Below are 22563 nucleotides of genomic sequence, written 5' to 3' on the forward strand. Positions count from 1 at the left end.
AGCAAGAACTCTTCGCTTTCCGGTGCCATGATAGGGATGTGTCGAGCTGGGAAGATCCTGAGGACTATCGGGCACGACTCGATCGGACTGTGAAACCGGGCAGCCTGCTGCTTGCTTCGACGGACCTGCTTGAGCCTACGTTCCGTCGCACGGTTATCTACGTCATCGAGCACAACGAGTCGGGCAGCCTGGGTGTTGTGCTTAACCGCGCTAGCGAAACTGCGGTTCACAACGTACTTCCACAGTGGACCGCACTGTCAGCGCGCCCGAAGGCGCTTTTCATCGGTGGGCCTGTCAAACGCGATTCAGCAATCTGCCTGGGAGTGTTGCGTCCCGGAACCCACATTGACGGCCTAGAGGGTATTAGGGCAGTCGAGGGCCGCGTTGTGATGATCGACCTCGATGCGGACCCTGAGGACATGGCTCCGGTGCTGGCCGGTCTGCGGATCTTTGTCGGATATGCGGGATGGACAACCGGACAGCTAGATTCTGAACTCGCCCGCGACGACTGGATGGTCATGCCCAGCCTGCCCGCGGACGTGCTCGCACCTGCCCGCGCTGACCTGTGGGGCAGAGTGCTTCGACGGCAGTCGGTGCCCCTGGCGATGCTTGCGACCCACCCGATAGAGCTTGACCGTAACTGATCAGCGGTGGCGGAGCAGTGTGCGGTCTAAGGCAGATACTGCTGCGTCAAGCTCGTCCTTTGTGACTGTGAGCGACGGTCGGAACCGCACGCTGCGCTCTCCGCACGGAAGCAGTAGGACGTGCTCGCGGATGCGCAGTTCTCGGAGTACCTCGTCCCGTACTCCCCCGTCCGCGAGCGTGACCGCACACATGAGCCCCCGCCCACGGGGATCGGTCACGATCGGATGCCGCGACGCGACCTCTTGGAGGCGCGCGACGAGGTGGGTACCAAGATCCTTAGCTCTCCTGATCAGGTCACTGGTTTCAATAATCTCGAGAATGCGGCGTGCGCGCACCATGTCCGTCAGGCTTGCCCCGAACGTCGAGTTGATTCGTGAGCTCACGTGGAAGACGTTGTCGGGTATCTCATCGACGCGGCCGCCTGCCATGATTCCGCAGACGTGAGTCTTTTTCCCGAACGCGATGACATCGGGCTCTAACCCGAGCTGCTGGTACGCCCATGCTGAGCCAGTCATGCCACAGCCTGTCTGGACCTCGTCCAGGATAAAGAGCGTGTCATTCTTGTGACACAGGTCCTGCATGGCTTGCAGAAAATGTGCCCGCAAATGGTGGTCGCCGCCCTCCCCCTGGATTGGCTCGGCGATAAAGCACGCGATGTCATGGGGATTCTTGGCGAACACCGCCCGGGCCTGCTCGAGCGCGTGTTCCTCCAGCATCTCGATGTCGCGAGCGTGCCCGCTGCGATCGGTACCGGGATAGGGATTGGTAATTCGTGGCCAATCAAACTTTGGAAAGCGAGCAGTCTTGATCGGCTCCGTGTTTGTGAGCGACAAGGTATATCCGGTGCGTCCGTGAAATGCGTCATTGAGATGCATTACTCGCATCCCGAGCCTGGGATCACGACCGCAGGCTTCGTTGAGTCGGCTCTTCCAGTCGAAGGCAGTTTTGAGAGCATTCTCAACGGCGTTTGCACCCCCCTCAATGAAGAAAAGGTGCGGCAAACGATCATCACCGAGCACGCGCGTGAACGTTTGAACAAACTCAGCCATGGCAACGGTGTACATATCCGAGTTGGAAGGCTTGTTGTACGCGGCGAGCAATAGTTCACTTCGGAACTGCTCGTCCTCGGTCAGTCCGGGGTGATTCATTCCGAGCGCCGATGAAGCGAAGAATGTGAACATGTCGAGATAGCGGGTTCCGGTCTGTGCATCGACGATCCACGATCCGTGTGAGCGGGCTAGATCGAGGACAATGTCGAATCCGTCCGCAAGCATCGACCGAGCGATCGTGGGATGGACCTCGCTTGGCACCAGGCTCATCTCTCTATGGTATTGCTACCGGCCCTCTCCCCTCCCCTATTGAGGTGGGTGTGCTCGATCAGGAGCCCGATCACCTGTCCGGGCGGGGTGGGCGTGCAGGCCTGATCGTGGGCATGCCCGCGCGTGCCCACGTCCACCTACGTGACACATCGGACCGGAGAAAACCCCTGATCAATCGGCACGATCGCCCTGCTCGTGGGCATGTCCAATCCGTGACGCCAGGATCGCACACACAACCAGCTGGATCTGATGGAAGATCATCAGCGGAAGGATGATCAGACCGACGGACTGACCGGCGAAGAGCACGGTAGCCATCGGCAGCCCGCTTGCAAGGGACTTCTTGGAGCCGCAGAAGAGGATGACGATCTGATCCTCTCGCGAGAACTTCAGCAATCGACCGGCGAATGCGGTCAGGAGAAGGACAACGCTCAAGAGGACGCAACTGATGAACACGATGATGATGACGTGGCGGACTTCGACGATCTGCCAGATACCTTCACGCATGCTCTCGCTAAATGCTGCATACACGACCAGCACGATTGATGTCCGGTCAACCAAGCGCGTCGGGCGTGCGTGTTTGATGAGAAATCCGCCAATAAATGGTCGAGCTAGCTGACCGGCCAAAAAGGGCAAGAGAATCTGCAGAACTATGTTGATTACCGCGCTGGGACTGACTTGGGCATGCCCGGTCGTGTTCATGAGCATGATCACGAGCAGGGGGGTCAGGAAGACACCGAGAAGGTTTGACGCGGATGCACTGACTATTGCTCCGGCTATATTTCCCCGCGCGATTGAGGTGAATGCAATTGAGGATTGCACAGTCGAAGGGAGCAGACACAGAAATAGCAGTCCTGCGTACAGCCCGGGGGTGACTATTCCTGGCTCAAGGGGCTTCATCGCTATTCCTAGGAGCGGAAATACAACGAAAGTTGCGGCAAGTACGACGATATGGAGCCGCCAATGTGTAAGCCCCTTTAGCGCGTCTTGTGGGGCAAGGCGCGTGCCATACAGAAAGAAAAGCAACGCGATACAAAAGCGTGTTGCCCAAGTGGCGACGGTTTCCCATACTCCCGTGGCAGGAAGAAGGCTCGCGATGACAACGGCACCAAAAATCGCAAGGATGAAGCCATCAATGCCGTAGCGCGAGAGTCTTTTCACGAACACAACGCTAATACCTTGATAGGCGTTGTGTTCTGCGAGGTGTATCACTGATGTTGCGCGAAGCGAAAGCTGTCACGTGACGGAATTAGGCGTACGCCTGTGCACCAGAGTTCCGGCCGTCAGCTTCGTCGGCCACTGTTACCCAGCGGTGACATCCTCGATTGTCGTCTGTGATGGTCATGGGTGAGCCTGCCCGCGGGCATGTTCGGTCAGCGTGTGAGCAGCTCACCGAGCATGCCCGAACGGGCAGGGTTTATTGTCCCGCCCGCCGGTGCCGCCCGCGTGCATGTCCGGGCAGTATCGGGGCGGTCGTCCGGGCATGGCCGCGGGGGGCAGCGGATTACGTCGCGTCGGACAATGGCTGGTTAAGCAGAATCAGATTCCCGCATCCGTCATCGAGAAGCGCTTGAAGATTGGCGCCCATCTCAGTGGGGCGCATGGTGAAAACTACGCCAAGCGCCTCAAGTCGACGATGCTCGGCCACCAAGTCGTCCACAGAGAAAACGGCCGCAGGGATACGCGCGTCGTAGAGGTTCTTCTGGTACTCTGCCGCAATCGGATTGCCGTTGGGCTCAAGAAGAAGCTCTGTCCCGTCGACGTGCGCAGAAGGAACGATGGTCAGCCACCGCGCTTCACCGACGAGAAGGTCTTTCTTCTTGGCGAATCCCAACAGTTCGGTATAGAAGCGCAGCGCCTGGTCTTGATCATCGACGTAGATGCTGAATGCGCCGAAGGTGATCACGCGCAGCCTTCCTTGGGCGAGCAAGCTTCCGCAATGGAACAGCCGCTGCAGGTCGAGCACGCGCCGCCTGTCGCGGCGGGCACTGCGCGGGCTGCGCGAATCCCGAGATTGGCCCCCGCCCCGGCAACCAGGATCGCGGCGACGACAGCGGCCAGCATGGCGACCACGGTCAGCCAGCCGGACAACACCACGCCGCCTGTTGCCCCGATGACCAGAATGGTGCCCGCGCCAATCATTGTGGGCGCCGCGACCTTGTTGGCGACCCGAAAGGTGTCATCGTCGCGGAGCGTTTCAGGGGAACGCACCCCGGCGAAACGGTTGCGTGGGAGACGTTCGATCGCGCCCGCTATCCCGGCGGTGATGAAGAACGCAGCGAGCACAAGGAGGACGATTGCAGCGACAAGCACGGTCACCAGCATACGGCGGAAGGCGGCGGAGTCGGAATCTGGGCAGTGTAGCCATTACTCTTATCGGGGCACAGTGTCCGCCCCAGTGGTGGACCATCGGCGCGACGACTCGGTAGGTAGACAGCCACAGTGAGTGATTCAGGGACAAACACGAGGACTGGTACGGACACATCCGCACGCGATCTCACTCCGCAATTCCGGTATACAGCTGAATTGGCAGGAGAGATCGAGCGCCGCTGGCAGGAGCGCTGGAACGAACTCGGGTCGTTCCATGCGCCAAACCCGACGGGACCACTCGCAGGTGATGTCCCCGAGGACAAGCTTTTTGTCCTGGACATGTTCCCGTATCCCTCGGGCGCCGGGCTCCATGTCGGGCACCCGCTCGGATTCATCGCAACCGATGTCTACGCCCGGTATCACCGTATGCGCGGCCACAACGTACTCCACACGATGGGCTTCGACAGCTTTGGACTTCCGGCGGAACAGTATGCGGTGCAAACCGGGACCCACCCCCGCACCACCACGGAAGCGAATATCGAGCGCTACCTGGCTCAGATCCGGCGTCTCGGCCTGGGGCACGACGAGCGTCGCCGGGTCGCGACAACGGACACAGATTTCTACCACTGGACACAGTGGATCTTCCTCCAGATTTACAACTCGTGGTACGACCGCGAACTCGGGCGTGCCCGCAGGATCGGGGAACTGATCGCGGAGTTCGAGTCAGGTGCCCGGGCGGTGCCCGGTGGACGTGACTGGGCGGAGCTGACGAGAGCTGAGCGCGACACTGTCCTCGAAGAGTTTCGCCTGGTGTATCACTCGAACGCTCAGGTCAACTGGTGCCCTGGTCTCGGCACCGTTCTGGCGAATGAGGAGGTAACTGCGGACGGACGCAGTGAGCGCGGGAACTTCCCCGTTTTCCGCAAAGAGCTGAAGCAGTGGATGATGCGAATCACCACCTACGCTGACCGCCTCCTCGACGATCTTGATCTGCTTGATTGGCCCGACAAGGTCAAGACGATGCAGCGCAACTGGATCGGCCGTTCGCGTGGTGCCAACGTGGAGTTCGCGACCAACTCTGGACGTGACATCGAGGTCTTCACCACGCGTCCAGACACATTGTTCGGTGCGACGTACATGGTCCTCGCACCCGAGCATGAACTGGTTGACACTCTGATTTCGGCCGAGTGGCCGACCGGTACAGACGCCCGATGGACCGGGGGAGCGGCATGCCCAGCAGAAGCCGTGGCGAAATACCGGGCCTCCATCGCATCGAAAACGGACCTGGAACGCCAAGAGAACAAAGACAAGACGGGTGTCTTCCTCGGCACCTTTGCCACGAACCCCGTCAATGGTCACAACATCCCGGTCTTCATCGCAGATTATGTGTTGACCGGCTACGGGACCGGCGCGATCATGGCAGTTCCTGCGCACGACGCTCGTGACTTCGAGTTCGCTACGACTTTCGGTCTGGAAATCGTCCGGGTGATTGCCGCCGATACAGAGGATTCCGACACTTCGGCACCGGAAACGCTCGACGCAGCGTTCACTGGGGACGGAGTGGGTATCAACTCGGCGAACGATAGCGGGCTTAACATCAACGGCCTTCGTGTAGACGATGCGAAAACCCGTGTGATCTCGTGGCTCGAAGAGCAGGGCAGAGGGAAGGGCACCGTTCAGTACAAGCTGCGGGACTGGCTTTTCGCTCGTCAGCGTTATTGGGGCGAACCCTTCCCCATCGTGTATGACGAAGACGGAGTCACGTACGCGCTACCGGACTCGATGCTGCCAGTCGAACTCCCCGACCTGACGGACTACGCACCTGTCACTTTTGATCCCGATGATGCGGACTCGGAGCCGTCGCCTCCGCTTGCTAAGGCAACCGACTGGGTGAACGTCGAGCTTGACTTGGGTGACGGCCTGAAGACCTACCGCCGGGACACCAATGTCATGCCTCAGTGGGCGGGCAGTTCCTGGTATCAGCTCAGGTACATCGATCCGACAAATCAGGACGAGTTCTGTGCCAAGGACAACGAGGCGTACTGGGTCGGGCCGCGCCCCGAGATTCACGGTCCACACGACCCCGGAGGAATCGACCTCTATGTCGGTGGTGTCGAACATGCCGTGCTGCACCTCTTGTACGCGCGCTTCTGGCATAAGGTGCTCCATGACCTGGGGCACGTGAGCTCGGTCGAGCCTTATCGGCGTCTCTTCAACCAGGGTTACATTCAAGCGTTCGCCTACACCGATTCACGTGGTGTCTACGTTCCGGCCGATGAGGTCGAGGAAAAGGGCGATAAGTTCTTCTGGACTGGGCCGGACGGGCAGACCGTTGAGGTCAATCAAGAGTACGGAAAGATGGGTAAGAGCCTTAAGAATTCCGTCACTCCTGATGAAATAGCCGAAGACTTCGGTGCCGACACGTTGCGCGTGTACGAGATGTCGATGGGACCTCTCGACGCCTCCCGGCCGTGGGCAACCAAGGACGTCATCGGCGCCCATCGATTCCTGCAGCGAGTCTGGCGCCTCGTCATCGATGAAGAATCGGGCGTTATGAAAGTCGTCGAGCGAGAGCTCGACGAGACCACGCTTCGCGTCGTGAATCGGACGATCGCCGGAGTTGACGAAGAGTATGGGTCCCTGCGCATGAACACCGCCGGGGCGAAGCTCATCGAACTGACGAACCACCTCACCAAGGCCTACCCGAATGGCGCTCCTCGATCAGCCGTCGAACCGCTCGTATTGATGATGGCGCCACTTGCCCCACACGTTGCGGAGGAGTTGTGGTCTCGGCTCGGCCACGAAACCCCGCTTGCGCACGGACCCTTCCCGAGGGCAGACGAACGATGGCTGGCGGATGAGTCCGTCGAATACCCGATCCAGGTGAATGGAAAGGTCCGCGGCCGCATCACAGTGCCAGCGGATTCATCCCGCGAACATGTGGAACAAGCGGCATTGGCAGACGGAAAAATCACGGCGATCATCGAAGGGAAGACCCCGCGAAAGGTGATCGTCGTTCCCGGAAAAATGGTGAATATCGTGGTGTAGGGGCCACCATCTAGCGTCTGGCTGGCCGGAGGATCACTTCTGTCGGGTGTGCATCGCGGGGAGTGCGAATGGCATTTCCAACGGCCAGCGCCACGGTCGATGTCTTGAGGAAATCGTCGGGGTTGTACTCGTCCTTCCCCTCGGCGCTGACGATCGCACGCTGCATATCGGTGTCGATTCGGCCCGGGTGGATCGAGGTAACCCGCAGCGACGGCTCTTCGGCTCGCAAGGCGTCGGAGAACGCCCTCAGCGCAAACTTCGACGCAGCGTAAGCGCTCCAGCCAGGGTTGACGCGCAGTCCAGCTCCTGAGTTGATGAGAACTACGTGACCACCCGCCCGTCGCAGTGCCGGGAGCAGGACTCGTGTGAGGTGAACTACCGCAAAGAGGTTCACTTCCATTGTGGTGCGCCATGTCTCGAGCGATGTGTCTTCGATGGAGCCGATACGAGCAAAACCGGCGTTGTGCACCAGGACGTCCAATTCTTCGATTTCGCGGGCTGCTCGCTCAACTGCGTCGTGGTCGGTCAGATCCACTGTCCAGGGTTGAGCGTTCGGCAGGTGATCCGCCAGGGGGGTCAGCGCCTCAGCATCACGGCCACCGAGGAGAAGGCGGTGTGTGGACTCGAGTTCCTGGGCGATCGCAGCGCCTAAGCCACGACTTGCTCCGGTTATGAGGGCGACAGGCATAGGTGCCAGGCTAGTCGCTCCTGAATCATCCCTCTGTATGTGGGCAACTTCGATCTCCCTACATGAGCGCAATGCGTCGAGCGGGTTGTTCGAGAACCGGAACCCAACCTTGATGCGTTTGCGACCAACCCCCGCAAGGGTGGTACGCGTGGTCCGTAACGCCACTGGCAGCACCATGACCCTGACCAGCCACGTGACCGCTGCCCGCCCGCGGGCATGCCCGGTCGCATGACCGGACGGGTGCCCGGGAATTCGCACTCGAATGAAACTTCCTAAAACCCCTTTTCAAGTAAGGTGAACCACCTGCTCGCCAAGCCGCCCAGATTGCGGTTCGGGCACCCGACCGACGGAGATGGCATGACAGCTGCGCCGCTGCTCACGATGCTCGTTCCGGACTTCCCGTTCTCGTACGACGAGTACCTATCGCACCGAGCGGGTCTCGGCTCCATACCTCGGGATGCCCATGGGACGGAAGTGGCGGTCATCGGAGCCGGGATGGCGGGTCTCGTCGCGGCCCATGAACTAATGCGCCTCGGATTACGTCCTGTCGTGTACGAATCTGCTCACCTCGGCGGTCGGATGCGCAGCGTACGGTTCGATGGCCCAGAATCGCCGGCGGCTGATCTCGGGGCCATGCGGTTCCCCGCGTCAGGCCGAGCGTTCTTCCACTACGTCGATGCGTGCGACGTCAGAACTAGGCCTTTCCCGAATCCGCTGTCGCAAGCGACATCCAGCACCGTCATCGAACTTGCCGGAGTACGGCACTACGCACAGACGATTCACGACCTTCCTCCGCTTTTCCGGGACGTCGCTGCAGCCTGGGCTGACTGCCTCGATGAGGTAGGGCGCGAAACGATCCAGGCCGCAATCAGTGCGCGTGACACACGCGCCATCAAACTGCTCTGGAACGAACTCGTCTGCCGACTCGACGACGAGTCGTTTTACGGGTTCCTAGCCCGTTCACGTGCTTTTCGGGCGGTGCCCTTCTCGTTCCGTGAGACATTCGGCCAAGTCGGATTCGGTACGGGCGGCTGGGATACCGATTTCCCTAACTCCATCCTCGAAGTACTACGAGTGGTCTTCACCAACGCGGACATCGATCAACGGCGCATCGTCGGGGGAGCGGACACCGTCGCGCGTGCGTTGTGGAAGCAACCAGCAACGGGCCTCATGCACTGGCCACGCGGAACCTCGCTCGCCACGTTGCACCCAGCTGGCCCGCGGGTGGGTGTGAAGGCGGTGCACCGCGTATCACCCACAGCAATCAGCGTTGAGGACCGCCTCGGGAACTCTGCGACGTATCCGGCCGTCGTCGCGACGTGCCAGACATGGTTGCTTTCCGCGCAAATAGACTGCGACGAATCCCTTTTTAGTCAGGAACTCTGGGCGGCAATGGAACGCAGCCACTACATGCAGTCGTCCAAAACGTTCGTCATGGTCGACCGGCCGTTCTGGCTTGACCGGGACCCCACTACTAGCCGGGACGTCATGAGTATGACGCTCACGGACCGGCTCACCAGAGCCACCTACCTACTCGACGACGGACCAGGCCGGCCCGCGTTGATTTGCCTGAGCTACACCTGGAATGACGATGCGCTGAAGTGGCTAGCGCTGGACCCAGACGAACGCGTGCGCCTCATGCTGCACTCATTGCGAAAGATCTACCCCGACGTCGATATAGCGGCGCACATTCGTGGCAAACCGATCACCGTCTCGTGGGAGAGCGACCCGAACTTCATGGGTGCCTTCGGAAACAACCTTCCAGGGCACTACAGGTACCAGCGCCGGTTGTTCACACACTTCATGCAAGACCACTTTCTGGCCCGTCATCGAGGAATCTACCTGGCTGGAGATGACATCTCATTCACGTCCGGCTGGGCGGAGGGGGCAGTAACTACTGCCCTGAACGCAGTATGGGCAGTACAGAAACAGCTAGGCGGGCAGAGCCATTCCGAGAATCCGGGCCCCGGAGACCGGTTTCGCGAGCTTGCACCAGTGGATCTCGATAACATTCCCGGACAGACCAAATGACGAAGGGATCAGCGCTATGGGGAAAATCGTGAGGCTGATGGCCGCTGGGGCGTGCGCGGGTGTGGTCGCGGCCGGGACGATGCTCGCCGCGGGCGCCACAGGTCAAGCGCAGCAACCCGCCGACTGCCCGTACCTTCCGATGGGAGTGGCTGGGCTTTCACTCTGTATGGAAGGAACTGGCGAGCACCGCATCGTCATGGATTGTGTAGACCGGGTCTTCCCGCAAATCGGTGGCAGCAGCCACGGTTTCACCACGATGCGAGTGACTGGCCCTTGGATGCCCGTGGGCCAGCCATCATTCGCCACATGCCTAGGTGAGGGCGGCATGCTGCCCATCACGCAGATGTTGTGGTCGGAAACCCGCTAGCTCTTCCACACAGCGACAACTGCCGGTCGCGGCTGTGAGGTGCCCCCGTCTGGCCAGTGTGACGCCGGTGTCTCCGCCGTGTAGTTGTCGCTTTCGCCGGGATGCTGGACGCAGACGATCACGCGTTCCTCGGTTACGATCGGCCCGCACGTTTCCGCTCCGACAGGAACTGTCAGAAACTGTTTCGTCTCGCCGCGGCGCGGGCCGTCCAGCACCACGGAAAATAGACCGTCGTTCGTTCCTAGTGCGTTTCCGTCCGTGGCGATCCAAAGGTTCCCAAAAGGATCGAAGGCGACATTGTCGGGGCAGGAAATCGGGCTGACCCGGGACTTGTCGAAACCACCAAAGTACGAGTCGGCAGTCGCGGGGTCACCGCAGACAAGCAGTATGTTCCAGGCGAATGTTGTGCCAGCGTGGTCGTCCTCCAGCTCGAGCACGTGACCATTCTTGTTGGTGTGGCGGGGGTTGGCCTCGTCGGCGCGTGGATAGCCTCCGGTACCACGCCGGGTGTTATTCGTCAGCGCCGCGTAGACCTTTCCAGTCTTTGGATTCGCCTCGACGTCTTCGGGACGGTCCATTTTTGTCGCCCCTACTTTGTCCGCGGCCAGGCGCGTGAAAACGGCGACTTCCTCAGCGCTGAAGCCCTCCACAAATGACGTGGCACCGGCGCCTTCCGCACGCAACAGGGGCAGCCACTCGCCGCTGCCATCAAACTTTTCATCCGCTGGCAGTCGTCCTGAACCGTCGATCTCTGTCGCTGGTGAATTACCCTGGAATCGCGCGACATACAGGGTGCCCTCATCGAGAATCGTCATATTGTGACGCATCGACGCCGCCCCGTCACCCGGCATGATCTTCTTTGACGAAACGAATTTGTAGATGTAGTCGAACCGCTCGTCGTCGCCCATATACGAGACGACCGTACCGTCACCCGTGACGTATATGGTCGCGCCTTCATGTTTGAATCGCCCCATCGCGGTGTGCTTCAACGGTATTGACGCGGGATCCCACGGGTCGATCTCGACGATGTACCCAAACCGGTTGGGCTCGTTGAGTTCTCTCGTCACATCAAACCGGGGATCGAAATTCTCCCAGCGACGGTTCGACGTTTCACCCGTGATGCCGTACCTGCGCAACTGGGTGCGCGCCGGCTCCGCAGTAACCCCGTCACCATTGCCGAAATACTGGTTGAAGTTCTCCTCGCCGGAAAGAATTGTTCCCCAGGGGGTTACGCCGCCCGCGCAGTTGTTGAGCGTACCGCGCACCAGCGTCCCAGTGGGATCCGCAGTCGTACGCACGAGAGGGCTTCCGGCTGCAGGCCCGGTCAACCGGAACTCGGACGTAGCGGTGATGCGGCGGTTCAGATTCGACATCACAGGAACGAGAGCACCACCGCTCGGGCGACTTTGCACCTTCACGACTGATAGTCCATGCGCGGCCCACGCAATCCGGACCTGATCCTCAGTCGGTTCGTCCTCGTCGTACCCAAAGAACATCGCCGGCTCCGTGGTGTACTCGTGGCTGACGACCAGGAGGTACTCGTTCAGGGCTCCGGCGATCGGCAGAAGTGCGGCGAAATCGTTGTTGTAACCGAACTGCTTTTCCTGGGCCGCCACCGTTTGATTGCCGAAATCGAAGTCCGGCGCTCCTGGCATCACCGGATCGCCCCACCGAATGATGACACCACTGGAGTAACCGGAGGGGACCACAAGTGCGTCTCGATTGTTCGGTGCGACGGCCTCGAAATCCAGTCCGGGAGGGGGAGGTACGAGATCTAGTAAGAAATCCCCGGATCCGACATCGATCGAGCCTGGCTGCGCTGCAGCTGAACCAGCGCCCAAGGATAGGAGCGAACCACCGGCACTCGCCGTGAGCACAGCGAGCGCACCCCGGCGAAGGACGGTGCGCCGATTGAGGGCCACGCGCGCAACATCCCGAAAGTATTGATTGCCGGACGTATTCGGAACGGGCTGAGAGCATGCGTCGCCGCAGCGATACTGGCACGTCAGGTGTGAACGGGAGGACGTCCCATCATGTTTGACAAACAGGGACAGGGGCTGCAGTGTCACGAATCGCTCCTACGACGGATCACGGGCGGCTGATCGTCCCGGACAGTAGAGACGTGAGGTAAGCGGCAGGGGAGGGTGCGGTAACGGCAGAGGAGACGCCCGGAGAACACGAATGCAGTAGGCCGCAAATCAGGTCTGTTCTGCAGGCGGGCACGCTGATCGATGCAGTGTCGAGACGCAAATGCCGCTATTTGTCGGTGTGAGAGGGCACACTGTTTGCCGACGGTGATTGCTGCGTAACACGGTGTGACACTGTGAGGCACGATAGAACTGGAGTGACGATGTCCTTGATCCCACGAGCGCTACTCGCAGCAGGTGCGGCGACCGCGCTGCTGCTGACAGGGTGTTCTAACCCCTTGAGCGCTGACCAGGCGGCCGAGGAAAACCTCGACGGCCGCGGGCCTATTTCTTTCGCTATGGGCAGGAATGACGCCGCAGTGATGATGCAGGTCATTGATCGCTGGAACGAAGACAACCCGGATGAGCAGGTCGAGTTCATCGAACTTCCTGGTGAAGCCGATGAGCAGCGCAACGCTCTCGTGCAGTCCCTGCAGGCCCAGGACGGGCAGTACGACGTTATGGCGCTAGACGTCGTGTGGACCGCGGAGTTCGCGGCCCAGGGCTGGCTGCAGCCCCTCGAAGACGAACTCGCCATCGAGACATCGGGACTCCTACCCGCAACCGTGGAGAGCGCCACCTATCGCGACACTCTCTACGCGGCACCCCAGAACACGAATGGCGCACTTCTCTTCTACCGGACTGATCTTGTGGAGACACCTCCGGAGACGTGGGATGAGCTGATTGAATCGTGCCCCGCAGCCTTTGATGAGGGAATCGACTGTTACATCGGTCAGTTCCGCAACTATGAAGGACTCACGGTCAATGTCTCGGAAGCCGTCAATGCTTTCGGTGGCGCAATTGTCGGTGATGACGGCCAGACACCCGAGGTTGATACCCCCGAGGTTCGTGAAGCACTTCAACTGCTTGTCGACGCATTCGCAGATGGTGTGATCCCGCGGAGTGCGACAGGATTCTCCGAAGAAGAAACACACTTGACCTTCACGGGCGGCGACGCGATGTACGCCCGCAACTGGCCGTACATGTATGCCATCGGTGAGGGTGACGAGTCAGAGATCGCAGGCGACTTTGCTGTCGCTCCGCTTCCAGGCAAGGATGGCGTCGGAGCGTCGACGCTGGGTGGCTACAACAACGGCATCAGCGTTTTCTCCGAGAACAAGGCCACCGCGCGAGACTTCATCGAGTTCGTGCAGAGTGAAGAGAACCAGCGCTCCTTTATGGAGGCCGCGTTCCCGCCGGTCCTCGAATCGGTCTATGACGACGAAGAACTTCTCGAGGAATACCCCTACCTGCAGGCGCTGAAAGAATCACTGCAGAACGCGGAGCCGCGCCCAGTCACCCCGTTCTACGAGGCCATCTCGACTGCGATCCGCGACAATGCCTATGCTGCAATCCGTGGCGACAAGTCCGTGGATGAAGCGATTGCTGACATGCAATCCGCGATCGACGCCGCAGGACGCTAACTCCTGGGGGACTGAAGGAGATTCACTTGGCTGAATCGGCTAGGGCCGGAGGTGCAAATGCCTCCGGCCCTTCGCTGCCTCCGCAGCAGGCTGGCCCTTCGCTGCCTCCGCAGCAGGCTGGCCCACCGCGCAGGAAACGCGACTGGCGGCCCGTCTATCTCATCGCGCCGTCAATGGTCATCCTCGCTGTGGTCATCATGTACCCGGTACTCCGTGCGGTGTACTTGTCATTCCAGAGTGACCGGGGTTTTGATCAGGACACGGGCCGATTCATCGACGGCGGGTTCGCGGGCCTCGCGCACTACACCAGGTGGATCTTCCAGCAGACAACGAGTTCTCTCGGGGAGACGATCTCCTGTCCGCCGGGAACGTTGTGCTCGAACTTCTGGGAATCGGTCGGCGTCACGTTCTTCTTCGCGGCCGTCACCGTCACGGTGGAGGTCGTGCTTGGATTCTGGATGGCCATCATCATGAGCCGGACGTTCATGGGACGTTCCTTGCTGCGCGCCAGCGTTCTGATCCCGTGGGCTATCCCGACGGCGGTCACCGCGAAGCTGTGGTACTTCATTTTCGCCGATCAGGGCATCGCGAATCGGATAATGGGCAGGCAGGTCGGCTGGCTCACCGACGATTGGGCTGCGCGATTCGCGGTCATCATTTCGGATGTTTGGAAAACTACGCCCTTCGTGGCTCTTTTGATTCTTGCGGGGCTGCAGATGATTCCGCAGGATGTCTATGAGGCAGCGAAGGTTGACGGAGCCAACGCCTGGCAGCGATTCACCCAGATCACACTTCCTCTCGTCAAGCCCGCGCTCATGGTCGCGATCTTGTTCCGAACCCTCGATGTGCTGCGGATGTACGACTTGCCCGCAATTCTGCACGGAGTTTCGGGAGCGTCGCCCACCACGACCGTGTCGATTCTGGTGGTCGCTGATATCAGGCAGGGGAACTTTAACAGCGCGTCCGCGTTGTCCACACTCGTCTTCCTAATGATATTCGGCGTCGCATTCATCATGGTGAAATGGCTGGGCGCGAACGCTATTCGAACGCAGGACGCAGAGCGAAGGGGCGCATGACGTGGTAAGCGCAACAACGGCGCCGCCTAGTCCGCACGCGCGCGAAAATTCTGGAAAGGTCACGGCAGCAAAAGCGATCGCGCAGCGTAAGCGCAGGACTCAGATTCTTCGCACTTACCTAGGCGTCGGGTTCATCTTGGTGTGGGGGCTCGCGCCCTTCTACTGGATGGTGGTTACCGCGTTCCGCGATTACCGGTACACATTCAATACCACGCCGTGGCCGACGCACGTCACGTTCGATAACTTCCGCAGCGCACTCACGCCGCGTGCAGGAAATGATTTCATGGGCGCGATTATCAACAGTCTGATAATCGGTGCGGCCACTACCGCGATCGCGCTGCTCCTGGGGATATTCACCGCTTACGCGTTGGCCCGCCTGGACTTTCGCGGAAAGTATGTCGTCACGGGTGTGATTCTCGGCGCCGCAATGTTCCCCACCGTTTCGCTGGTTACGCCGCTGTTCCAGCTGTTCACAGACATCAACTGGATCGGAACGTACCAGGCCCTCGTCATTCCGAACATTTCGTTCGTCCTGCCGCTGACCGTGTATACGCTCACGTCCTTCTTCGGAGACCTGCCATGGGAACTCGAGGAGGCAGCTCGCGTCGATGGCGCTACACGGGCGCAGGCGTTCCGGATCATCATGCTTCCCCTGGCTGCGCCTGCACTGTTCACTACCGCCATCCTGGCTTTTATCTTCACGTGGAACGAGTTCCTGTTAGCAAGCCTCCTCTCGAACCGGTCTACCGAGCCCGTCACGGTCGCTATTGCCCGATTCTCTGGGGACAATCCGTTCGCGCAGCCGTACTCGGCGATCATGGCCGCGGGAACCTTGGTGACCATTCCGCTCGTGATCATGGTGCTCATCTTCCAGCGGCGAATCGTCTCTGGATTGACGGCCGGCGGTGTGAAGAGCTGATGCACCCGGTCGGATTGCGGCAGCGCCTCGAAGTGCTCCTTGGGTTCTTGAGCTTCTTCACGGCGATAGCCTTCTTCAGTGCAGTGGCCGTTATCTTCCGGGGTGATGTGGCGCTCGGCCCATCGGTAGTGCTGCTCGTATGTGTGACGTTGCTCTGGTTTACATATCGGAAGTGGCGACGAGTCCGCGAACCCGCGCGCGCACCAGACACCCTGAATCCTGACCACACACCCCTTGTAGGCGGGTCCTGGTCGGGGCAGAGGGTGTGTGGCCGACGGGGGTCTGTCCACCCCCGTGCCGACCCCGCCGGGTAAGCGGCGATAATCGGGACATGGACCTCGCGTACCGCGTATTCGGCAAGGGCCCCACTCTGGTGCTGATCCATGGGATTGTGCACTGTCAGGATGCGTGGAATCCGGTGATCCCGTTGCTGGCGAAGCACCGGCGCGTCGTCACAATCGACCTGCCGAGCCATGGGCAGTCCCCCCAACTGCCCAAAGGTGAGAAGTGCCTGCAGGCCCTCGCAGATGAGGTTGAAGGGTTCCTTCCGAAAATCACGCCGGAAGGCGATGAGGTTCACGTCGCGGGGAACTCGCTCGGTGGCTGGCTTGCTTTGGAGCTGGCCGCCCGCGGCGTTGTCGCGTCAGCGACCGCCCTTTCGCCGGGCGGCTTCTGGGTCAGCAAACTTGATCGGGTGCGAACAAATAAGACTTTCCTCGCGATGCGGGCAGTTGCACGCGTAGCGAAACCAGTCAGTCGCCCGTTGCTGAACACCAAAATCGGGCGCAGCGTCGCCCTCGGCGCGTTCTTCGGGCGGCCGTGGCGGGTTAGCCCAGACGACGCGATACGCGATCTCGACTCACTGACCTCGAACACACTGATCGATGTCATCCAGGGCGAAGACTGGGCGTACTCACCGCAGGTTGACCCATCGATCCCGGTCACGGTGCAGTGGGGTGGCGGCGATCTCATTCTGCCCGTCTACGAGTCCGCGAAAGTGCGGGACTCTTTTCCGCAGGCGCGCGTCATCGTGATGCCGTGGATCGGGCACGTCCCGATGATCGACGATCCGGAGGAGATCGCCGCCATTCTCATCGAAGGCAGCAGCGGACGTTAACCGTTGTTTCGGGAGTCCCGCCACTTGATTGCCTCGATGACAGGTGCCATGTCGTAGTCCGGGCCGTTAATGGGAACGGTGAAGAATGACGCGCCAGCAGCGACGAACTCGTCGGCGTCGGCCACGCCGGGGAACTGGATTGACCTCTCGATTTCGCTGGAATTGCGGCCCTCGGTCGCGCAGTGTTCAGCAAGAACACCGGACTTGTATGTGAAAGTTTCGAGGTCACCGAAGCTGTGCCAGATGTCTGCATGCCGCGCGACGAGGCGCAATGTCTTCTTGACGCCACCACCGCCGATCAGGACTGGCATGGTCCGCGTGGGAGGCGGGTTGAGCTTCTTCCATCGCTGTTCGATCCTAGGCAGGTACTCGGCGAGCAGGTTGAGGCGGGAAACCTTGGTGCCAAATTCGTAGCCGTATTCGTCGAAGTCACGCTCGAACCAGCCGGAGCCGATACTGAAGATCAGTCGGCCTCCGGACATGTGGTCGACAGTCCGCGCCATGTCGGCGAGCAGGTCAGGGTTGCGATATGCACCGCATGTGACGAGCGCGCCGAGCTCGACTCGCTCGGTTTGCTCGGCCCACGCACCGAGCATGGTCCAGCATTCGAAATGCGGGCCATCGGGTTCGCCGTAGAGGGGGAAGAAGTGGTCCCAGTTGAACACGACGTCGACTCCGGCATCTTCAGCGCGGAGTACAGCGTCACGTATAAGGCCGTAGTCGGGGGCGTGCTGGGGCTGGATCTGTACACCGATTCGAAGGGGGCGGTCCATGCTTCCACTAATACCTTGGCGGGCGCGGTTGCGCATCATCACCGGTGGCAGATAGTGAGATGATTGATCCGCACGCTGGCTCCGTGGAATTGTCGGCTCAAATTTCTGCACACCTTTCGACCATTACCACGCCAAACAAACTTTTCGTCATGAATTGTGGTATTGACACACAGGTATAGGCAGGCGCACCGTTAGATCAACTACGGCTAAACCTGAGGTGCCCGATGCCCGAGGATCTGGTTGAGCAACTCCCGCGAGCTTTGCTCGAAGTGTCATTCTTGCTGGGTGCAGCCGTTTTGATCAGTCTGATCACCCGTAAGATCCACATTCAGCTCACCGTTGTTCTCGCGGTCGCGGGACTACTCGCAACTGAAATGGGAGCAAATCTCGCCGTTTCTGAACTGCTGAGCGGCGAAGGGTTCAAGGAACTTCTCATCCATCTGTTCTTACCGATCCTCATATTCGAGGCAGCGTTGGGGCTTTCCACTCGAGAGTTCATGCGGAATCTACTTCCGATCAGCGCCCTAGCATCTGTCGCACTCGTGATTTCTGCGCTCATCGTTGGAGCAAGTCTAACGACCTTTCTCGGCGTTCCTATTTTTGCGGCGCTACTATTTGGAGTACTGATTTCGGCGACCGATCCGGTTGCCGTGGTTGCGATTTTTCGTGAACTCGGCGTTCCCAGGCGGCTGCTCACTCTTGTCGAGGGGGAGAGTCTGCTCAACGACGGGGTAGCGATCGTGCTGTACAACATCCTCGCGGTTGCAGCAGTCACCGGAACCCTTTCTGTAGGCGCGGGTGCTGTGGATTTCGTTGTCGTCGTCGCAGGCGGAATTCTGACCGGTGCGATCGTTGGCACGCTGGCGGTCTTGCTATTGCCGCTTCTGGATCGTCTCGCTGCTGCTGCGATGTCCATTGCGGTGGCATACGGTGCCTTCGTCTTTGCGGAGGCGGTACTGCATGCCTCCGGGGTTATGGCTGCGGTCGCGGCCGGTATCACAGTTGGCGGACTCCTCGAAAGCCGTGCGCAGCACGCGGCGCGTGACTTGCTCCATGAGCTGTGGGAGTCACTCGGTTACATGGCGAATGCACTCCTCTTCCTCTTTATCGGACTCGCACTCGATTTCCAGCTGATCCGGGACAATCTCGCGGCGATCGGTCTAGGCATCGCTGCGGTGCTAATTTCGCGTCCACTCGGCGTCATTCCTGTTGTGCTGACGCTGGAGCGGCTGGCGAGGATGCCCCGGGTCGGCAACCGGAATTCCGCGGTCGTTGTGTGGGGCGGTCTGCGCGGTGGTGTCGCACTTGCTCTGGCTCTCGCGCTGCCCCTGGAATTAGGGGAGCTGCGTGACCAGTTCATTGCGATGACGGGCGGAGTGGTGCTTGCCACGTTGCTCATCAACGCAACGACTATTTCATTTGTGGTCCACGCGCTCGGGCTGGATAAACCTAGCCGCAAGGATGAGTATCTGGAGGCTCTTGCGCGCATGGTGGGGGTTCGGTCCGCGCGAGAGCGGCTAGCGGATCTGAATTTCACCGACGACCTCGTCACGGCTCACCTCGATGTGGCAGAAGCTGATGCCCGGGATCAGCTCGCTCGCACCCGGCTCACAGCACAGGAACAAGTGGACGTTCTGGAACTCCGCGGTTTGCATATTCAGCGCGAGAGTTATCAGAACCTCAGTGACGCGGGGTTGTTGCCGCCGATCGCGACGCGCACCCTCATGCAGGAGATTGATGACGAGATCGAGGAGGTCAGTGCGGGAGGGCTTCGGGTCGATGAGGCTAGACGGGCCTGTTTGCCGTGGTATGCCAGACTGCATCGGTGGACCCTGGGGAAACTTCCGCCCCCTCTCGGCGAGGATCTCGACGAGGTCGGCTATATCGAGATCTGCGCCCGGCGGCTCGCATCTCACAATGCAGCGGATGAGCTTGAGTTGTTCAAGTCCCTTCCTAATGTGGAGGTCGCGAACGTCGATATCGCGAAGGGGCTCTTCGCGCACTGGGAGGAAATGGCCAGCGCGACTCTCGAGAACCTCGGTATTTCCGAGAAGCTCGACGAGCGTGTGCTGCGCCGCCGCCAGGCCAAGGCGCTGAGCCGCATCGCGATCGTTGAGGCTCTGCAGCAAATGGTGTCCGCCGGAGTGCTTTCGCAGCAGGTCGCGGACGAAGCATCGGAACGAGTGTCCGCGGAGGTTCAGCAGGCTGGCGAGTGAGTACTCACTCCTCGGTTTCCGCTTCGCGGCGCTCCTCGTAGTCCTCGATGATGTCTTTGTTTTCCTCGTGATCAGCGAAGTCTTCGGCGAAGGCCGTCCCGGTGACCGTGCCTCCGGTGTCGGGCACCCTTACGGTGGGGCGAGCGCCCGGCTTGTACTTTTTGTTGATCCCCGCGACCTCCTCCTCGGCCTTCCGGACGACTTCAGGGTCGAGTTCAGATGTGTCTGGAACAGCTCCTGCAGCCTTACTGCTGCTGCTGCTTGTGCTGTCCTCTTTGTCGACGCGCTGGGCTTCTTCTTCCTCAGTTGCCTCTTCCGGGGTGGTGTGGACGGGGTCGCCGCCGGTGATGTCCCCAGGCTGGCCTTTGTTTTGATCGCTCACGGTCGCTCCTCTCGGGCTGTGGTGCGCTGTCTGCCGTTGGAGGAGTACCCGATCAGGCCCGCGCGATACTTGCGCGAAACAAAGCGGGGTCACAGCCGATGTGACTGTGACCCCGCTTTCCGCAGGCTGTGATGCCTATTCGCCGTCGATGAAACTTTCGAGCTGCGTACGTGCTATGTCATCAGCAAGCTGCTTCGGCGGGGACTTCATGAGGTAGGACGAAGCAGAGAACACCGGTCCGCCCACGCCACGGTCAAGGGCGATCTTCGCCGCACGGACAGCGTCGATGATGATGCCAGCGGAGTTGGGTGAGTCCCATACTTCAAGCTTGTACTCGAGGCTCAGGGGCACATCACCGAACGCGCGGCCTTCGAGCCGGACGTAAGCCCATTTGCGGTCATCGAGCCAGCCGACGTAGTCGGAGGGTCCGATGTGAACGTCCTTGGCGACAAGTTCACGCTTGATATTCGACGTCACTGCCTGGGTCTTGGAGATCTTCTTCGACTCGAGGCGCTCACGTTCGAGCATGTTCTTGAAGTCCATGTTGCCGCCGACGTTCAGCTGCATCGTGCGATCGAGTTGTACACCGCGATCCTCGAACAGCTTCGCCATGACACGGTGGGTGATTGTGGCACCCACCTGGGACTTGATGTCGTCACCAACGATCGGCACGCCGGCGTCCTCGAACTTCTTCGCCCAGACCGGGTCTGAAGCGATGAACACGGGCAGCGCGTTGACGAATGCCACGCCAGCGTCGATCGCGCACTGCGCGTAGAACTTGTCGGCTTCTTCGGACCCCACAGGAAGGTATGACACGAGGACATCGACCTGGGCTTCTTTGAGCACCTGGACCACATCGACGGCTTCGGCGTCCGACTCCTCGATGGTGGCGCGGTAGTACTTGCCCAGGCCGTCTAGGGTGGGCCCACGCTGGACGATGATGCCGCTCGGCGGAACGTCTGCGATCTTGATGGTGTTGTTCTCGCTCGCATTGATTGCTTCCGCGAGATCAGTACCCACCTTCTTGGCATCCACATCGAAGGCAGCGACGAACTCGACGTCGTTGATGTGGTACGGGCCTAGACGTACGTGCATAAGCCCGGGGACGGTGGCGGTGTCATCTGCGTTCTTGTAGTACTCAACGCCCTGTACCAGCGATGAGGCGCAGTTCCCCACGCCTGCGATCGCGACGCGTACCTTATTGTCACCCATGTTCGGGATCTCCTTCTTTCTGGTGAAGCTCGCTGGATGGCTCAGTAGGCAGGGTGGCACCGGCGCTGCGGCTGGCTGCCCTGGCTTCGGCTGTGATGAGTTCGTTAAGCCAGCGCACTTCCCTCTCGCTTGATTCCAGAGAGAGTTGGTGCAGCTGGCGGGTGTAACGGTCGTGACTCGTGGCGCGGCGAATCGCGTCGCGAAGGCCTTCCCGTCGTTCTTCGACTTGCCTGCGGCGTCCTTCGAGGATCCGCAACCGTGCATCGGCCGGTGTGCGGCTGAAGAACGCCAGGTGAACCCCGAATCCATCATCGCTGTAGTTCTGTGGCCCGGTGTCGGCCACGAGCTCTGCGAATCGGCTCCGGCCCTTTTCGGTGATCTCGTACACCTTCCGGGCGCGTCGCCGAAGCCCTGTCCCCTCGGATTGCGGATCCTCCTCGATGAGCCCGTCCGCCTGCATCCGCCGCAGCGCGGGATACAGCGAGCCGTACGAGAACGCCCTGAAGGGCCCGAGGAGTCCGGTGAGTCGCTTGCGCAGCTCATATCCGTGCATGGGCGCCTCTTGGAGGAGGCCGAGAATCGCGAGCTCGAGCACTGCCACCTCCTTCGGGCGCTCATGGGACAGACCTGATGTGTGTGCCACGTGCAGGCGTGGCGATGCGATAGCCAACTGTATCGCACCGATATATTGCTCGCTACCAGAAGCCGCAGCGGGCCGCTACCGAGGAGCCGGTGACACGCCCGGCAGTAGCTTGGTCCAGTTGCACTTTTGATGCAGTGCGATTAATCCTGAATGTCGGGAAAAGCATTTAAATTGGCTAGAGAAATACTATTGATGAGCTCGTAGAAGCCC

19 protein-coding genes are annotated in these 22563 nt (G+C 60.4%); 9 read left to right on the top strand and 10 right to left on the bottom strand.

Annotation, left to right across the window (positions count from 1 at the left end; genetic code table 11):
* Positions 1-38 precede the first annotated feature (38 nt).
* Complete coding sequence (locus FHU29_RS12630; protein ID WP_064439983.1) at positions 39-644, top strand: YqgE/AlgH family protein; 606 nt, start codon at positions 39-41, stop codon at positions 642-644.
* Here FHU29_RS12630 and lat read toward each other — a convergent pair whose 3' ends face one another.
* From lat to FHU29_RS12650, 4 genes are all read right to left on the bottom strand, one after another.
* Entirely contained in the window at positions 645-1964 is a 1320-nt protein-coding gene (gene lat / locus FHU29_RS12635; protein ID WP_064439984.1) for an L-lysine 6-transaminase, read from the bottom strand. It lies immediately after the preceding gene.
* A 171-nt stretch (positions 1965-2135) separates the two neighbouring features.
* A complete protein-coding gene (locus tag FHU29_RS12640; RefSeq protein ID WP_064440092.1) occupies positions 2136-3122 on the bottom strand; it encodes a bile acid:sodium symporter family protein in 987 nt (328 codons plus the stop codon).
* Positions 3123-3465: 343 nt separating this feature from the next.
* Positions 3466-3867 carry a VOC family protein gene (locus FHU29_RS12645; RefSeq protein WP_083962262.1) on the bottom strand — a complete coding sequence of 134 codons (402 nt, stop codon included), beginning with the start codon at positions 3865-3867 and terminating at the stop codon, positions 3466-3468.
* Positions 3864-4274: an SdpI family protein gene (locus FHU29_RS12650; protein ID WP_064440093.1), complete on the bottom strand. Its 411-nt coding sequence runs from the start codon at positions 4272-4274 to the stop codon at positions 3864-3866. The genes FHU29_RS12645 and FHU29_RS12650 overlap by 4 nt, the downstream gene beginning before the upstream one ends.
* A gap of 129 nt (positions 4275-4403) precedes the next feature.
* On the opposite strand from FHU29_RS12650, the gene leuS reads away from it, so the two are divergent.
* Positions 4404-7319: a leucine--tRNA ligase gene (leuS, locus tag FHU29_RS12655; RefSeq protein ID WP_064439985.1), complete on the top strand. Its 2916-nt coding sequence runs from the start codon at positions 4404-4406 to the stop codon at positions 7317-7319.
* Positions 7320-7329: 10 nt separating this feature from the next.
* Here the strand turns inward: leuS and FHU29_RS12660 are convergent, their stop codons facing one another.
* Positions 7330-8007, bottom strand: coding sequence for an SDR family oxidoreductase (locus tag FHU29_RS12660; RefSeq protein WP_064439986.1), 678 nt, complete (start codon positions 8005-8007; stop codon positions 7330-7332).
* A gap of 357 nt (positions 8008-8364) precedes the next feature.
* Here FHU29_RS12660 and FHU29_RS12665 point away from each other — a divergent pair, with 357 nt between their 5' ends.
* A complete protein-coding gene (locus tag FHU29_RS12665) occupies positions 8365-10038 on the top strand; it encodes a flavin monoamine oxidase family protein (RefSeq protein ID WP_064439987.1) in 1674 nt (557 codons plus the stop codon).
* A 16-nt stretch (positions 10039-10054) separates the two neighbouring features.
* On the top strand, positions 10055-10405 hold the full coding sequence (locus tag FHU29_RS12670; protein ID WP_064439988.1) for a hypothetical protein: 351 nt from the start codon (positions 10055-10057) through the stop codon (positions 10403-10405).
* Here the strand turns inward: FHU29_RS12670 and FHU29_RS12675 are convergent.
* Complete coding sequence (locus FHU29_RS12675) at positions 10402-12474, bottom strand: PhoX family protein (protein WP_064439989.1); 2073 nt, start codon at positions 12472-12474, stop codon at positions 10402-10404. The two genes, FHU29_RS12670 and FHU29_RS12675, sit on opposite strands and share 4 nt — an antisense overlap.
* Before the next feature lie 281 nt (positions 12475-12755).
* Between FHU29_RS12675 and FHU29_RS12680 the strand changes: the two genes are divergently transcribed.
* From FHU29_RS12680 to FHU29_RS12695, 4 genes are all read left to right on the top strand, one after another.
* The gene (locus FHU29_RS12680; protein WP_064439990.1) at positions 12756-14015 is read left to right on the top strand and encodes an ABC transporter substrate-binding protein; all 1260 of its coding nucleotides are present in this window, start codon (positions 12756-12758) and stop codon (positions 14013-14015) included.
* A gap of 74 nt (positions 14016-14089) precedes the next feature.
* Positions 14090-15091, top strand: a complete 1002-nt coding sequence (locus FHU29_RS12685) for a carbohydrate ABC transporter permease (RefSeq protein ID WP_423785876.1) — start codon at positions 14090-14092, stop codon at positions 15089-15091.
* Between the two features lie 76 nt (positions 15092-15167).
* On the top strand, positions 15168-16010 hold the full coding sequence (locus tag FHU29_RS12690) for a carbohydrate ABC transporter permease (RefSeq protein ID WP_064440096.1): 843 nt from the start codon (positions 15168-15170) through the stop codon (positions 16008-16010).
* 331 nt (positions 16011-16341) lie between these two features.
* On the top strand, positions 16342-17127 hold the full coding sequence (locus FHU29_RS12695) for an alpha/beta fold hydrolase (RefSeq protein ID WP_064439991.1): 786 nt from the start codon (positions 16342-16344) through the stop codon (positions 17125-17127).
* On the opposite strand, the gene FHU29_RS12700 is transcribed toward FHU29_RS12695, so the two are convergent.
* Positions 17124-17900: an LLM class F420-dependent oxidoreductase gene (locus FHU29_RS12700; RefSeq protein WP_064439992.1), complete on the bottom strand. Its 777-nt coding sequence runs from the start codon at positions 17898-17900 to the stop codon at positions 17124-17126. The genes FHU29_RS12695 and FHU29_RS12700 overlap by 4 nt on opposite strands.
* Before the next feature lie 224 nt (positions 17901-18124).
* Here FHU29_RS12700 and FHU29_RS12705 point away from each other — a divergent pair, with 224 nt between their 5' ends.
* Positions 18125-20116, top strand: coding sequence for a cation:proton antiporter (locus FHU29_RS12705; protein WP_064439993.1), 1992 nt, complete (start codon positions 18125-18127; stop codon positions 20114-20116).
* 4 nt (positions 20117-20120) lie between these two features.
* Here FHU29_RS12705 and FHU29_RS12710 read toward each other — a convergent pair whose 3' ends face one another.
* From FHU29_RS12710 to FHU29_RS12720, 3 genes are all read right to left on the bottom strand, one after another.
* Positions 20121-20498 carry a hypothetical protein gene (locus FHU29_RS12710; protein ID WP_064439994.1) on the bottom strand — a complete coding sequence of 126 codons (378 nt, stop codon included), beginning with the start codon at positions 20496-20498 and terminating at the stop codon, positions 20121-20123.
* 135 nt (positions 20499-20633) lie between these two features.
* Entirely contained in the window at positions 20634-21710 is a 1077-nt protein-coding gene (locus FHU29_RS12715) for an inositol-3-phosphate synthase (protein ID WP_064439995.1), read from the bottom strand.
* Positions 21703-22305, bottom strand: coding sequence for a PadR family transcriptional regulator (locus FHU29_RS12720; RefSeq protein ID WP_064439996.1), 603 nt, complete (start codon positions 22303-22305; stop codon positions 21703-21705). Before FHU29_RS12720 ends, FHU29_RS12715 begins: the two co-directional genes overlap by 8 nt.
* Positions 22306-22563 lie beyond the last annotated feature (258 nt).

The sequence above is a fragment of the Hoyosella altamirensis genome (assembly GCF_014191505.1).
GTDB lineage: Bacteria > Actinomycetota > Actinomycetes > Mycobacteriales > Mycobacteriaceae > Hoyosella > Hoyosella altamirensis.